Origin of the sequence: Bradyrhizobium sp. Rc2d (assembly GCF_900099855.1) — a bacterium.
Classification (GTDB): domain Bacteria; phylum Pseudomonadota; class Alphaproteobacteria; order Rhizobiales; family Xanthobacteraceae; genus Bradyrhizobium.
In genome coordinates, this window is record NZ_FNCU01000001.1 from 299,139 (window position 1) to 313,919 (window position 14,781).

Annotated in this window: 13 protein-coding genes; 2 read left to right on the forward strand and 11 right to left on the reverse strand. The window is 62.0% G+C overall.

What is annotated here, in order from left to right; translation table 11 throughout:
- Positions 1-346: 346 nt before the first annotated feature.
- Positions 347-2,329, forward strand: coding sequence for a RiPP maturation radical SAM C-methyltransferase (locus tag BLV07_RS01385; RefSeq protein ID WP_091878637.1), 1,983 nt, complete (start codon positions 347-349; stop codon positions 2,327-2,329).
- A 1,042-nt stretch (positions 2,330-3,371) separates the two neighbouring features.
- Here BLV07_RS01385 and BLV07_RS01395 read toward each other — a convergent pair.
- A complete protein-coding gene (locus BLV07_RS01395) occupies positions 3,372-4,544 on the reverse strand; it encodes a TlpA disulfide reductase family protein (RefSeq protein WP_091878640.1) in 1,173 nt (390 codons plus the stop codon).
- Positions 4,545-4,928: 384 nt separating this feature from the next.
- On the opposite strand from BLV07_RS01395, the gene BLV07_RS45805 reads away from it, so the two are divergent.
- Positions 4,929-5,123 (forward strand): hypothetical protein, encoded by a 195-nt coding sequence (locus BLV07_RS45805; protein WP_143035324.1) that lies wholly within the window; start codon positions 4,929-4,931, stop codon positions 5,121-5,123.
- Positions 5,124-5,845: 722 nt separating this feature from the next.
- Here the strand turns inward: BLV07_RS45805 and BLV07_RS01400 are convergent.
- The 10 genes from BLV07_RS01400 to BLV07_RS01445 all read right to left on the reverse strand — a co-directional run bounded on the left by BLV07_RS01400 (position 5,846) and on the right by BLV07_RS01445 (position 14,773).
- Entirely contained in the window at positions 5,846-6,310 is a 465-nt protein-coding gene (locus BLV07_RS01400) for a CopG family transcriptional regulator (protein WP_091878643.1), read from the reverse strand.
- Between the two features lie 7 nt (positions 6,311-6,317).
- On the reverse strand, positions 6,318-8,300 hold the full coding sequence (locus BLV07_RS01405; protein WP_176945279.1) for a conjugal transfer protein TraG: 1,983 nt from the start codon (positions 8,298-8,300) through the stop codon (positions 6,318-6,320).
- A gap of 41 nt (positions 8,301-8,341) precedes the next feature.
- Positions 8,342-10,081 (reverse strand): relaxase/mobilization nuclease domain-containing protein, encoded by a 1,740-nt coding sequence (locus tag BLV07_RS01410; protein WP_091878649.1) that lies wholly within the window; start codon positions 10,079-10,081, stop codon positions 8,342-8,344.
- A gap of 354 nt (positions 10,082-10,435) precedes the next feature.
- Positions 10,436-11,092: a lytic transglycosylase domain-containing protein gene (locus BLV07_RS01415; RefSeq protein WP_210187774.1), complete on the reverse strand. Its 657-nt coding sequence runs from the start codon at positions 11,090-11,092 to the stop codon at positions 10,436-10,438.
- Between the two features lie 256 nt (positions 11,093-11,348).
- Complete coding sequence (locus BLV07_RS01420; protein WP_091878654.1) at positions 11,349-11,684, reverse strand: DUF736 domain-containing protein; 336 nt, start codon at positions 11,682-11,684, stop codon at positions 11,349-11,351.
- Between the two features lie 34 nt (positions 11,685-11,718).
- The gene (locus tag BLV07_RS01425) at positions 11,719-12,264 is read right to left on the reverse strand and encodes a S26 family signal peptidase (protein WP_091878657.1); all 546 of its coding nucleotides are present in this window, start codon (positions 12,262-12,264) and stop codon (positions 11,719-11,721) included.
- Positions 12,261-12,779, reverse strand: a complete 519-nt coding sequence (locus BLV07_RS01430; protein ID WP_091878660.1) for a DUF2840 domain-containing protein — start codon at positions 12,777-12,779, stop codon at positions 12,261-12,263. The genes BLV07_RS01425 and BLV07_RS01430 overlap by 4 nt, the downstream gene beginning before the upstream one ends.
- Complete coding sequence (locus tag BLV07_RS01435; RefSeq protein WP_091878663.1) at positions 12,766-13,026, reverse strand: ribbon-helix-helix protein; 261 nt, start codon at positions 13,024-13,026, stop codon at positions 12,766-12,768. Before BLV07_RS01435 ends, BLV07_RS01430 begins: the two co-directional genes overlap by 14 nt.
- Positions 13,023-13,661: a ParA family partition ATPase gene (gene parA, locus BLV07_RS01440; RefSeq protein WP_091878665.1), complete on the reverse strand. Its 639-nt coding sequence runs from the start codon at positions 13,659-13,661 to the stop codon at positions 13,023-13,025. The genes BLV07_RS01435 and parA overlap by 4 nt, the downstream gene beginning before the upstream one ends.
- Positions 13,658-14,773 carry a replication initiator protein A gene (locus tag BLV07_RS01445; protein WP_091878668.1) on the reverse strand — a complete coding sequence of 372 codons (1,116 nt, stop codon included), beginning with the start codon at positions 14,771-14,773 and terminating at the stop codon, positions 13,658-13,660. The genes parA and BLV07_RS01445 overlap by 4 nt, the downstream gene beginning before the upstream one ends.
- Between the last annotated feature and the right edge of the window lie 8 nt (positions 14,774-14,781).

Consider the following 14,781-nt stretch of genomic DNA (forward strand, 5'->3'; position numbering starts at 1 on the left):
AAACTTTGATAGGTCCATGTGAATGACGACTTCAATCCGTTCATCGATGATGAAAAACAACGAGTCGCACTCGAGCGTGGCGCCGCTCAATATTAAGAGCGGAGCCCCGTGTAGGCAATTATTCACCGCTCGGCTCCAGCACTCTCTGCTTGTTCATGCCGTCCAGTCGCCGGGCAACGAACGTGACGCGGAAATCGTGGCTCGAAGCGGGCCGCGCACTGGCGGAATTAGCCGACTTAATGTTCACGGCTCCAGTCAGCTATTGCGCAGGAGTTCACTTTGCCGTCCGTCGCATGAGCCTATGGCAGGGCGATCGCACCTGTGCGCACATCATAAATAACGTGGCATGATTATGAGTATCGATGCGCCAATCGTCCTAGTCAACATGCCTGTGTCGGCCGTCGAAAGGCCGTCGCTGGCGCTTGGTCTGCTGAAATCAGCGCTGACCCAGGCTGGACTGCAATCCACCATAGCTTATGCCAACATCTGGTTTTTAGAATACATAGGCATCGCCGACTATGGACCTCTTGAGAGTTGCCCGCCAGAGGAGGCACTGGTTGATTGGCTGTTCGCGGGCATTGCTTTTCCGAACTTCGAACGCGAACAAAACGCCTTCCTCGACCTCTATTTCGAGCGCAACCCGATACGCGCAGGCAAAGGTATGGCCGAGCGTCGCGCGAATTTCCTCAGGCTGCGCTCGGTTATCGGCGGGTTTATCGACTGGACGGCTGACAAGATACTGGAGAAGCGGCCGGCTATGGTCGGGTGCAGCTCGACCTTCACCCAGCATGTCCCATCGCTCGCGTTGCTGCGCCGGCTGAGCGAGCGCTCACCTGATCTTGTCACCCTCATGGGTGGAGCAAACTGCGAGTCGGTAATGGGGTGGAGCACTCACGCGCGTTTCCCATGGGTCGACTATGTCGTGTCGGGCGAGGCCGACGCACTGATTGGCCCGCTGTGTTGGGACATCCTCAATCGCGGCAGAGACATTCCGCCTGCTGACCTGCCATTTGGCGTTTTCGGTCCGACGCATCGCGAGGCCGGCTATCCCGCGGCGTCGACGCGCGACTTAGTGCCCCGCGCAGTGATCGAGAACATGCGTGACCTGCCGCTGCCGGATTTCTCGGACTATTTTGCGGAGGTCGAGGCATCGCTCTACGCCGATCGCATCCATGCCGGGCTGCCGATGGAGTTCTCTCGCGGCTGCTGGTGGGGCGAGCGCAGTCATTGCATGTTTTGCGGGCTGAACGGCGGATCGATGACCTACCGCCAGAAGCCCGCGGGGCAGGCTGCAGCGGAGATGATTGAGATGTCGGCGCGCTACGGCTCATCGCGCATCGAAGCTGTGGACAATATTATGGCCATTGACTACCTTGAAAAGGCGCTGCCTCACCTCACCGCGCTACCCGAGAAGCTCGCGATCTTCTTTGAGGTCAAAGCCAACCTGAAGCGCCACGAAGTGGAGAAGCTGGCTGCTGCCGGCGTCCGCTGGATTCAACCGGGTATTGAGAGCCTGGATACTCGTGTTTTGAAGCTGATGCGCAAAGGAACGACCTCAGCGCACAATGTTCTGCTCTTGAAGTGGTGCCGTCAGTACGGCGTGCGGGTCAGTTGGAGTTTATTGTGGGGCTTTCCCGGCGAGAGTGATGCATGGTATGCGGAAATGGCCTCTTCGTTGCCGTTGCTGCATCATCTGCAGCCGGGACCTGCGGTACGCTTGCGATACCAGCGCTACAGCCCTTATCATCACACAGCCGAGAAACATGGACTGAAGCTGCTCCCCGCCGCCCCCTATCGCTACGTCTATCCGCTGTCGGAGCGCGATCTCTCGGATCAGGTATACTACTTCGAAGACAGCGAAGACAACGATGTCAGCGGCCATTTCACGGTGCGCGACGCTCACCGCCGCCCGGGACTAAATGCCGTCGCCAAGGGCATCGATGCCTGGCTGAAAGCCTGGTACGGGCCGACTTTGTCTATGCTGTCGATGCAGGACAACGGCGACGAAATCATAGTCGAGGACACGCGAGCCATAGCAGTCGAGCGCGAACACCGCGTCAGAGGCCTCGAGCGAGAAATTCTTCTGGCCGCGGACGAAGGGTCGCCTGAAACCCGCCTGCGCGAACGGCCGGGCGCGGCGAATGTAATGCAGGGCGAGATTGAGGCGGCGATAGCTGACATGATCGCCCGCAAACTGATCGTACGGCTTGACGCGCGGCTGGTTGGGCTCGCGTTATGGCATCCATATACGCCAATCCTTCCCCCGACTGCGTTTCCTGGTGGCTATCTCGACCGACGCTCCACGCCAGCGGCCCCCCCGCGCGAATAAGGAAAACTGCGGTGTGCACTTCGCAAGGTCACACCCGTCGCCTCTCTCCTTTGCTTGGCGCTCGCGCCAGTCTTGTCGCTTTGTTCGCCCGTGTCGTTGAGCACAATCAACGGCGCCGAGCCCCAAGCTCCAACATATTATGGTTTGAGATATTTGGCCGAAGCGGCGGCGATAATCGCACCAACCTAATGGGGCCGATGAAGTTTAAGCGGCGTACGGTGGGATGGGCAATGATCGCCCCAACGACGGGGCCAGCGTCGGCGCGTGCGCTCGCGAGAAAGTCGACCACCCCGGCGGGACGGCCCGCCGCCACTTTGATGCGAGCAGGTGGCAATCAGATTTCCGAATGGTCGTTCCAACGTCGTCGAATTCCGCGCCGCGTTCGATAGCTTAGAGATGCGCTGCGAACTGCATCGCTCGATCCTCGTACACTACTTCATTGGCGAAAAAGAGAAACCGCAACGAACTTCAAATCTTTGACACAGGTTGCGGCTGCCAAAGCGTCGTGTAGTTTATCGACCGCTCGAACGTTGCGCCTTTGGCGACATATGGCTTGCCCGCGTCCAGCATCGGCTGGAATCGATCCAACTGCTTCGCCGTGTCCAGATCGATACATAGAGACTTACATTCGTGATCGACGATGTCGTCGCTACTGCACCATCATAAAATGCGGGCAACCCGCACATCGTTTCGATGCCGGGGGCGAAGCACCTTCACCCCTCTTTGCGTAAGTGGTTTAGCTGAAGCGGCTCAAGCTTTGCTGGTCTACAGCAAGGGACAGCGATCTTAGACGTCGTCCGCCTACGCAATCCATTCGAGAATTTGCGTGAGCCATGTATGCGGATTGACAACATTCATCCTCACCTGTCTGCAGAAGCGACGGCGATGCCCGCCTAGGTCCGGCCGCCCCGATGGCTGCTGGCACGAGCATTTTGATGCCGGAGGCGTCATTTAGCATTTTCGTGTAAACCGTCAGACCGTCAGATTTGGTTGCCACTCGCCGCCGGAGAAATGGATGATGGCCAGCGAGCAATTCCGACTGTCACCCTTCTTTTTTCTGTTTGCTCCGTTGCCTGCGCTTTGACGCTCTCGCAAACCCGCCTTGCGGAGTTGCACAAACACTCTCATAGCAAGCCTTCTCACCCTTGTAGTTGGCCAGCGCTTCGACCAACGGCGGCGTGACGTGCTGTTTCAGTTCGTCGGGGATAGGCTCAGGACCGCTTAGCGAGTTCAATGCCACCTCGACCAATTCGATTGCGCGATCCTTGTTGCCGCTCTCATAATAATACTGCGCGACCGCACCATAAGACAGCCACTTGGGGCCATCGTCCCGGTGCGGAGGATTCAGCGCAAGAATGTGTTCGGACAACTCTTTGCCCATCGCAAAGCGCTCGGCAGACGGGAGGTGGGAGTTGTCATTCGCCGGATTGAAGAGTTGGCGCAGCGCCTCTTCCATCCACACCTCATTGTTTTTGTCGATCGCGTCGCGAGCGAATTGCCTCATAACCGGCAAGCCGGTCTGCATGTTGCGCAGTTTGTGAAGCAACAGATCCGCATGGCGCCCGCGAAAGTCGAGGTAGTCCGGCATCACCACGAGGGCCTCTTCGACCGCCGAAACCGCCTTTGCCCAATCCTCCGCCTTCATCGCGGCGAGAATCGGCTCAGTCAACGCCCGCTCGCGCGTCATTTCGTCCATTTCGCGTCGTCCGGTTTCGATCCGCTCTGTGTCGGCGGCTTTAGCTTCATCGCTGGTCCGCCAGCTGCCGTTAAGAACTTTCGGCAAGACGTCATCGAGCTGCATCGGATGAGCGATAAAGGCGATGTGGCCGTCACGGTCAACGACGAACGAGGTGGGAATCCCGACGGAAAAGCTGGAGTCCATCCAAAGCTTGTTCATTTCGCCTGTGGAGTCGAACCCGATCCGATAGTTCAGGTTCGAGAACTTGTCGGTCAACCACGCGTCCAAGCTTGTTCGGGCCTCGTCCGCCGTTGCAGCTTCTTCGTAAGCTGCGACGCCGAGCACCTCAAGTCCGCTGTCTTTGTATTTCTCTTGCAGCTCTACTAGATGAGGCATCACTGCCGCACATGGTCCGCACCAAGTTGCCCAAAATTCGACGATGTACACCTTCCCGGGCTGGAAGCTCGTGAGGGGCTCGCCTCGCAGCCAGTTCTCCACCTTGATCGGGGGAGCTGGGGACTCCATGTGCAGCACCATGTTGCTCTCCAAAACTATTGCCACTCGTTGCGCGACTTTGTGTGCTAGCCTGTCTCTCTCAGAAACGGAGCACACGGGTTCAAGAGAAGCAGGGCATCACTCGTTTTGCGCATCTGGTGTGCGCTCAGCCCTCACTCCGTGTTTCTGCATCCCAATAGCAACAGGCGTGCCAGCTCAGTCAGCACGCATCAAGCGCCTGACCACGCTTTGAAAACTCCAAGGCGCCTCAAACGCAGCCGGTGTTTTGAACCTGACGGACTTTGTCCCGTGTCAGAACTTGGACACGAATCGCGCGCTTCGCGCCACCAGAAAAGCTGGTTTGTGAGTCACCGAATGGAGCCTGCTAACCCCTTTCCCCGCCAGGCAGGATGAGAGGAGAGCTCGATGCAGATCGGAATCGAAATAGCCAAGGCAGAGGACCGCGACGGGTTCGTGGTCGATGACGACGGAATCATTCGAGGGGGCACCGGAGCACGAGCTGCGGATCGGTGCGCCTTAAAACTGCCAGTGCTCGCCAGCATGCCAAGCGTTTCCTGCGCCAACTGGCACTTCGATCAATTTTGCTGTTCAGCCGCGTGAATCGCGGCCGGACAGGAGTTTTCGCGGATGTTCGAACAAGGCTGCCGCCCGAAGCGAGCGGCCCGCTGGTCATGGACATGCCAGAGAACAATGGTGTGCTGAGCGGTTGAACCACGGGGAATCAAGAAAATCGTGCTGGGCACGGCAACCCTCATCGCGCAAGGAGGGACTAAGCTAACTCGCTCGAACTTTGACTGCGATGCTTGCAGACCGTTTGGGAAGAGCCCGACCGCCAAGTCCGTTAGTGTTCATCAAAGTCCATCTCCGATGCGGGCGACAATGTGTTCGCTATGGTGGTGAAATCTGCTGTCCCGTTTTTCTGAATAGGCACAAGCATCTATGCCGCGCCGTGGAGGACATAGAGTTTTTTCAACCTCCGAGCTGAGCTCGGATCCGGCGCGCGGGCTGCGGAGGGTTCAGCTCGAGAAGCTGATTGACGGGGTTCGAAAACAACAGCCCGCCGAAATCGGACACCCCCCTTTGCAATTTGCCGGCCTAGCCAAGAGCCGCTTCGAAGGCCTTGCGTTGGTCTATTGTCCAGAGATCTCATAATGGTGCGCTAGCTTTCGAGAAGCTGACGAGCCTCGTCGATGTTTGGTTCGACGTTGAGAACGCCGTCGGCGTCTTAACCGGCGGGGATGTTAGCGGCAGCGACAGCTGAACGGTGAATGTCCTGTTCGCTCCCCCGAGCTGCGGTGCTCAGAGTTGTAAAGAACGGACGACTAATTACCCTCGGGGCCCGCTTGGTCTAGGCCGACAGAAGATTGAACGCCATCTACGTCATCTAGGATTTCCTGCCTCAGCTTGGGCCCATGGCTTAGTCGCCGGCCCAATGCTGCGACGAAGTTATCATAGCGCGCTCCGGCTTGTGCCCGCGCGGCCTTTGCGGCCGGCTCGGGGAGTGGCGGTGTCGTCGTGAGCCAGAACCGGATGAAGAGTGCGATGGTCTCGACCGAAATCCCGACATCCCGCTCAAGGCGCGCGATCCGGCGATCGATCTGATCGAGGCGCTTGGCGATGGCGGCCTCCCGCCGCTCGTCAGCGTCCGGCGACAGAAAGGACGCAATCGCGGCTTCGGCAATGAGCGACAGCGAATGCTCGCGCCGAGCCGCATAGGCCGACAGCGTCTTCATGACATCCGGATCGAGGTAAACCGACATCTGCGCTTTCTTCTTTGACGCACTCATGCCTGCCTCACAATCCGAGATCGTCGCCGGGATCGAGAGATGCCTGGCGTGCGACGCCCTGCATCATGTCGGTCATGCGCCTAATCCGCGGGGCATCGTCATCGAACTCGTCGGCAAGGTCAGCCGCGAACTCGTGGTCGAGCAATTCCTTCTTTTCGACGATGTCTTGATCCAGTTCCGGATGCCGCCGCCGATCTGCGGTCTTGGGGTCTTCGTCACCCGTCTGGTCGTCGGCCGGCGCCTGCAATGCCGTTGGACGCGGCGGCAGCGGTCGTGAGCTCCAGTCGTCCAGCCTGCCGTCTTTGGCCTTGGTCAGAGGCGGGGGTGCCAAGATGCGCTCCTTGAAGCGCGCGTCCTCGTAATAGCGCGCCTTCTTGGCGCGGATCGGATGGAGGCCCGACATCATGACGATCTCATCGGATGGCGGGAGCTGCATCATCTCGCCGGGAGTGAGCAGCGGGCGGGCAGTCTCTGACCGCGATACCATGAGGTGACCTAGCCAAGGGGCTAGCCGGCTGCCGGCATAGTTCTTCATCGCCTTCATCTCGGTCGCCATACCCAGTGCGTCGGACACTCGCTTGGCTGTCCTTTCATCATTGGTCGCAAAACTGACCCGGAGGTGACAGTTGTCGAGGATCGAGTTGTTGGGCCCATAGGCCTTCTCGATCTGGTTCAGGGATTGGGCGATCAGAAAGCTCTTGATGCCGTAACCGGCCATGAAGGCGAGCGCCGATTCAAAGAAGTCAAGCCGGCCGAGCGCCGGGAATTCGTCGAGCATCAGGAGGAGCCGGCGTCGCCCCGCCTTGGCCTGGAGATCCTCCGTCAGCCGGCGGCCAATCTGGTTGAGGATTAGCCGGATCAGCGGCTTGGTGCGATTGATGTCCGAAGGTGGCACGACGAGGTAAAGCGTGGTCGCTCGCTCTCCGCCGACGATGTCGGTGATCCGCCAGTCACAGCGCCGCGTCACCTCCGCCACGACGGGATCTCGGTAGAGGCCCAGGAACGACATCGCTGTGCTGAGAACACCGGAGCGCTCGTTGCCGGACTTGTTCAAGAGTTCCCGCGCGGCGGAGGCGACGACAGGATGCACACCGGCCTCGCCGAGATGTGCGGTGCGCATCATCGCGGCAAGCGTCGATTCGATCGGCCGCTTGGGATCGGACAGGAAGGCTGCGACGCCGGCGAGCGTCTTGTCCTCCTCAGCATAGAGGACGTGGAGGATGGCGCCGACCAGGAGCGCGTGACTTGTCTTCTCCCAATGGTTTCGCTTCTCGAGGCTGCCCTCGGGATCGACAAGGATGTCGGCAATGTTCTGGACGTCCCGCACCTCCCACTCACCGTGCCGGACTTCCAGCAGGGGGTTGTAGGCTGAGGATTTCGCATTGGTCGGATCGAATAGAAGAACGCGACCGTGCCGCGCACGGAAGCCGGCGGTGAGCTGCCAATTCTCGCCCTTGATGTCGTGGACGATCGCAGATCCCGGCCAGGTCAGCAGCGACGGGATGACGAGCCCGACGCCCTTGCCGCTCCGGGTCGGCGCGAAGCACAGGACATGCTCAGGTCCGTCATGGCGGAGATAGGCGCGCTCGAACCGGCCGAGGACCACGCCGTCCGGCCCCAGCAGACCAGCCTGCCCGATCTCCTTCGCCTCAGCCCACCGTGCCGACCCATAGGTCTCGGCATTCTTCGCTTCGCGGGCGCGCCAGACCGACATGCCGATCGCAACAGCCGCGGCGATGAGGCCGCCGGACGCCGCGATATAGGCGCCCTCGATGAAGATATGTGGCGCATAAGCATCATAGGCGTACCACCACCAGAGGAAGGCGGGTGGAAGGTAGAACGGAAAGTGGAACAGCTCGAACCAGGGCTGCCCCAGTTGCGCTTGGAAGCCGAGTCGCCAAGCCGTCCATTCCGTCGCGGTCCAAAACGTCAGCAGGACGATCGCCAACACAGTGACAACTTGGCCCCAGAGAATCTTGGTTGCGGACATGGCTGCCGCCCTTTCTTGACGTCGGTGATTGGACGGATCGCTCACAGGCCGATCCCCCGGTTGCGTCCAAAGCCCCAATCGATGCCGCCGTCATTGCGGGCGACGCCGGAGACGTGTCGGCCGAGCTGCTTCTCAAGTGAAGGTGTCCAAGGCACGAGTTGGAAGCCGAGACCGTCATCGATCATCGCGAAGCGGCCGGAGGCGAGCGCGAAGCGCTGCCGATAGGTGCCGGACACATATTCACCAGCAGCCGACGGATTGAACGGCTGGCCGGTCTCGGCGGCGAGCTGGTCACCCAGTATTTCAATCTCTCGACGGCGCAGCGTGCCGATAAGGTTCTTCGCGAATACCAGTCCCCGCGCCTCACGCGCGGCGAGACCTTGCTCGATGAGCTGCTCTGCGCGCCTTTCCATGGCTTCGCGGACCTCGGCGCCGAAGCCGGCCTGGCCCAGCGCCACAGGGTCGCGCGCGACCGCCTGCCGGTCGAGCCAGGTCGCGCCACCTGCCGTCACCTGGGCTTTGATCGACAGATCGGAGCGAACGGCCAGCGCCACGCGACAGTATCCTCGCGCGTCGTCGAACTTGCGGAGCTCGACGATCGAACCCGGTGCGCTGTCGCCAGCGGCGTCGAGATCGGGGAGCCTGATGTGGTGGGTGCGGCCATCAACGCCATCGACCACCGCATAGGCGGTCGCCTTGAGTTCGTCATCGAGACCGCGATCAACGAGGCGTCCGATGACGGGAACGTCGAGGCTTTCGCCTGATAGCACGTAGCTCGCGGTCCCGCGCGCGATGCCACGTTCGGTCAGGCTACGATGGATGCGTTTGATGATGTCGCCGCGATCACCGAGCTCGCGCAACGTCGTCTCGGCGGCCTCGTCCATCGCCCATTGGCCTGGCCCGAGATGATGCGCGAGGCCAAGACTCTCCAAGCGGCGCAGCCGGCCGACCTTCAGCGCATGGAACTGATCGGGCTGCTGCGCCGGATTGGGTCCAAGATCGATGACGCCGTGGCGACCTCCGTCGCGAACAAGCTGGCGGTCGAGCTGTGTCCACCGCTCGGCTTCGACCTGGCTCTCGAGCGAGCGGCGAATGTCGAGATCGGAGCGTAGTCCGAGCTCCTGTGTGACCAGGTCCTGCGCGCGAGCACGCATCCCCTCCTTGATGTAGTCACGGGAGATCACGAGATCCTGGCCGTCCTCAGCGACGCCGCGTACGAGGATGTGGACGTGCGGATGCTGGGTATTCCAGTGATCGACGGCGACCCAATCGAGCCTAGTCCCAAGATCCCTCTCCATCTGGCCGACCAGTTCGCGCGCGAAGCCTTTGAGGTTCGCCATGTCAGGTGCGTCCTCCGGTGAGACGATGAACCGGAAGTGATGGCGGTCTCCCTGACAGCGCTCGCCAAACGCCTTGGCATCGGCATCGTCGGTGTCGGGGCCGAACAGACGGGCCTTCTCCCCGTCCCGGGTGACGCCCTCGCGCCGGAGATAGCCGAGGTGCGCGGTGAGCGGCGCTGAGCGCGCCTTATGACGGACGACGCGGATCTTGATTGTCACCAGACGCGAGCGTCCCGTGAGCAGACGGTTCGCCCGTTCGCTGGCGACCCGGCCGCGGCCGAAGCGCGAACGGCGGTGGCTGGTCAGATGTCCGACTCGCGAAATGCCGCCGCCGGCGCGCTGAGCCGAGGCTAGCGCCTGGGCGATGAAGGGCTTGGCGCGCTGGCTCCGCGAGGAGCGGATGCGGCCAGGCCGAGGCTGAAATTTCTTCTCTTCAGCCATGGCCAGCCTGCGCAATGTGCGAAATGCAGAATCCTTGCAATGAGTTGATGGTGGGACGCACATTGCGTGCCGAAGCCCCACATTGCCGGATCAACGAAAAAACAAAGCAACAACAACCGACCGACCGAGCCGCACATTGCGGCCTTTTATCTCGCCCTCGTTCGGTCGTTGCCCGCTCGTCTCCCTCGCCTGCTCTCATTCCTTCGCAGGGCTGCGCTGAGACACGCCCGAGGACGAATTCCCAGCCGACCGCGGCGGCAGGACGCCATCGCGCGGCGAATGTCCAGATATCCGCAACGCGCGAGTCTGCAGGCGTGCGTCGACCTCGGTATTGACGTTGATGATGTCGTGCAGTCATTGCGATCGTCCCGTCGTCGAGAGCGCGACGAACAGACCTTCCGATTGCGGCGCGATGGCCGAGACATCGTGCACGGGAACTGCAGCCGGCCTGTCGTGCGTCGGTCGATCGACTGTCGCTCGCGCGGGAGATGACGGTCCGTCAGTGTGGCCGAAAAAGAGCGGCGCCCCCGTCCAGGATGAGCGAGAAGAGACCGCGAGGAGAAGAGGTCCTGGTGCCCCCTCCGCATCGACAAAAGGGACGATAGCCCTGACATAGGCGACGGTCTCTGCGGGCAGTGGACGATGTCTATCGCGAAATTCCTCGTAGCGGCCGGGGCCCGCATTGTAGGCCGCAAGGAAGCCCGGCGAGCCGTAGCGGTCGTGCAGTTCGCGAAGGAAGGCGGCGCCAGCAAGGATGTTGTCACGGGGATCGAAGGGATCGCGCCCGAGACCGTAGCGAGCGCGCATGTCCGCCCAAGTCTTGGGCATGAGTTGCATCAGGCCGAGCGCGCCTTTGGGTGAGACGGCACGCCGATCGCCGTTGCTCTCGACCCGCATGACGGCGCGAATCCATGCGGTCGGAATGCCAAAGCGCTGCGCGGCTTCCGTCACGAAAGTAACATAGCGATCGTTCGCCGGCTGACTTTGCGCCGGCGCGCTCTGCCCGGACACTGCTGCCGCTGGCCCGCTAAGCACCAGCAGGCCGGTAAGGAGGAGAACGGCAACGCCCGCCGTGGCTCCGCCATCACGGCAACGCGTCGTGCGCCTTACCAACGGTGCGCGCGGACCGCTGGCTTGGCTACCACTGTGCGCGGCGACCCGCCGACGGTTGCGCGGAGCGGAGAGATGAGACGGCTGTGCCGCGAACAAAGGGTTGGAGCTTCGATGCGCCTTGTCGGCGGCACGCGTGATGGGACTCTGCATGCAATCAGTCTCGCTCGGCGCGCTGCGGCAGACGATTCCAGTTCAGTGTCCAGGCCGATTTGTCGCCGCCCGACTGGAAGAGATTGGCGCGGATTGGCCGCGGCAGCGCCGGATCGTCGATGATGAGAGAAACGTACTCGCCGGCCTTCTCTCCAGTGCGTTTCCAACCTGCGCCGATCTCCGGGCCGTCGGCATCGCCGAGGCGGATGCGGTAGTCCGGCGCGTTCTCGACATCCGACGATTCAGTCGGGACGAGGGTGAGAATCCGCTCGAAGAAAAGCGTCTCTAAGCGTCCGGTGAAGCCGGACTTATCGCGGGTGAACTGACCGATTTGCGCCATGGGAGACCTCCTTACTTGGCGGGTTGAGAAGCGGCTAATGGGTCGTGGCGCGCCAGACGAAGCGACCATCGGCGGCTTCATCCGTCCAAAGCGGGACCGCACGCGCGACGATCGAAGTGATGGGCAGCGAGCCGAAATAGCGGCCGTCCAGGCTGTCCGGGGCCGTCGGGTTCATGAGGAACACCTCGTCCGGCTGGAGCGTGGAGCAACCGCTCCAACGCGGCAGCGGTCGGCCGAGATGGTCGCGGTCATGGGCGGCACCGATATCAACAGTGTCGACGGTGATGACGTCGCCGGACCGGCACACGATCTGCCCAGGCAGCGCCATCACATGCTTGAGCAACGGCACCCCCTTTGGAAGAAAGCCTCTCTCAGCGAGGACATTTGCGATCGGCTCTGGCAGCCGCACGACAACGAGTTCCAAGGCGCGCAGCTGTCCGATCGGATGCAGCGTGTAGAAGCCCGTTGGCGTGCTCGCGGTGGCGTTCCAGATCAGCCGCGGCGCGGGATGAACGAACACCCGGGCGCCGGCGACTAGCGCCGCAATGTACGTCAATATGAGATAGCCAAATCGTGTCATGGCGTAACGCTCCGGCGCTTGAGCCAGGCAACATGCTGCTCGCGCGTGTAGGCGCGCGGCACGTGGTCGGCGGCGAGACGGTTGTGGAGATGCCGCCAGTAATCTGGCGCGGCATCGGCCGGATTGATGGCGAGCGCCTCGATGGCATCGATCGCCTGCAACACGCGCTCGACCTTCGGCCAGCTATCGACGCGCAGCAGGATCTCGCCGCCGGGCCGGACGAATGGCAGTGTCTGATAGCGCTGGCCGGCCTCCACGGCGCGCACGATGTCCATGCGCGATACCACGGTGCCATAGTCGTTCGATGCCCACCGAACGAAGCCGAAGATGCTTCCGGGCGCAAAACTTGAAACGCTGCGGCGGCGATCGAGAATCTTCTCCTCGGTCCGATGACCGAAGCGAAGCCAATGCTCAATCCTCTTCTCGATCCAGGTCAGCTCAACATGGGTGAGCGCAACGCTCCGCCGATGCGAGGGCAACACGGCACGCGGCGGCAAGGCCTCATTGTCGTTCATGACGGCTCTCCGGTCTCAGTGGGAATTCTCGCGCCAGCAATTCGCGCAGCATGTCGGCGACGGTGACGCCGCGCTGGAACGCGGCGACCTTGATGCGGCCGCGCAGCGCCGGCGAGACGTCGATTGTCAGGCGCGCGGTCAATGCTGCTGTGTCTGTGCGACGCCGCGACGCGTCGCTGGCCTTGACCCAGCCTTCGGCATCGCCAGGTCGCGACGCGAAGCCGCGCTTGGAGGAGCGCCCGCTCATGGCGCGAGCCTCGCGACTTCGGCGGCGAGCGCGGTGATCTCGCCGGATGCTGTGCTCTGCTCGGCAAACTCGAAGACGAGCCGACCCGACTGCGCGGCGTCGGCGAAGACCACACGCTGCCCGATGGTGGTGGCGAGCACTGGCGGATCGTGATCGGCGAGCATCTCGACTGTCGCGCGGGCGATACCCGTGCGCGTATCGCATCGATTGAGTACGAACCGAGCGGCGAGCTTCGGATGGTAGATGCGAGCCTCGCGCAGCAGAGCCAGCATCTCGGCCGACGCCCAGCCGTCGAATGGCGACGGCTGCACAGGAATCAGCACCAGGTCAGCGGCCAGTAGCGCCGATCGTATCAATCGGGCGACGCGCGGCGGCCCGTCAATGACGACATGATCGGCAGTGCGCGCGATCTCCGGCGCCTCGCGATGGAGCGTATCCCGCGCGCGGCCAATGACGCCGAATAGCGGCGAGACATTCTCCCGCGCCCGCTGCTGCGACCAGTCCAATGCCGAGCCTTGGGGGTCGGCGTCGAGCAGCGTTACACGCTTTCCGCGCAGCGCCCATTCGCCGGCGAGGTGCAGGGCCAGCGTCGTCTTGCCGACGCCGCCCTTCTGGTTGAGCACCGCGACAATCACTGCTTGCCTCCCGCCTTATGGCCGGGACGCGGCAAAAATTGTTGGCTTGCGTGCTTGATTGGCGGCTCATCAACACTCGCGGCGTTATCCGCAGGAGGCGCGCGCCCACTACAAAAGTTAGATTCTGAGTTAGACTCTAAGTTAGGGCGAGAGATCGTCTTTTCTTTCCAGTGCGTTAGCTGCGGTTCGCACTCCCGAAGTCCCGATACCGGCACGCCCGAAGTCCCGATAGCGCGAACGCCCGAAGTCCCGCGATGATTCACAGCGTCATCCACAGACGCTGTGAAAGACTTGCCTGGCAGGATCCGCAGCAGTTCGCGGCGTTCCCTGCGTTCGATGCTCAGGCGGTAGCCTGGCAGCGGTTGACGGGCCGCGATCCGGCGGAGATCGAAGGCGAAGTCGGCGGGCTTGGCGAGGCTGCCCGATTTCTCGTGGAGGTGTGCGATCTCAAACAGCCATCCTGTTGGCTGGCGGCCGGCATGCTTGCGCGCGACGCGGTAGAGCCAGCGCTCGATACCGCCGGTCAGGCTGAAGTAGGCCGGGTCAATCGTGAGAACGAGCGAGCGGTCGATGACGCCGCGGTAGAGCCAGTCGGGGAGGACAAATTCCATGCCCTCCACGCGGCCATCGCGCCGCGCGCACTCTTCCCATTCGTTGATCCAGGAGAACTGGTGGCGCCGCCAACGCTCGCCCTGCCGGATGCTGGTGCGGATGACGGTCGCCTGCAGGCGCGTTAACGCCCCCTTCAACAGCTTGTAATCCCGCGCCCCGGTCTGTCTGCCGACTGCGATCAGGAGCTGGTAAGGGATAAAGCGCAGGAAGCGTGAGGTCTTCAGGCCAAGATTCTCAGCCTCGACGATCTGGCTCGCCGCCCAAATCAGCACATCAGCGTCCCAAATGGTCGCCATACCGTGCTCGGGGACGGCATAAACTTCGACACGCACGTCACCGGCCTGATAGAGGATCGGGCGCGTGCGTTTGGCTTTGGCGAGCGAGAAGAAGGGCCGCTCCATCAGATCGCGCTGATCGCGCGGGCTGGCATCGCCCGTGGCGATGACGAACGGATCGAGCTTGCTTCGCTCGCTCGGCGTGATGAGGCGGCGCGACGACATGGACGAGC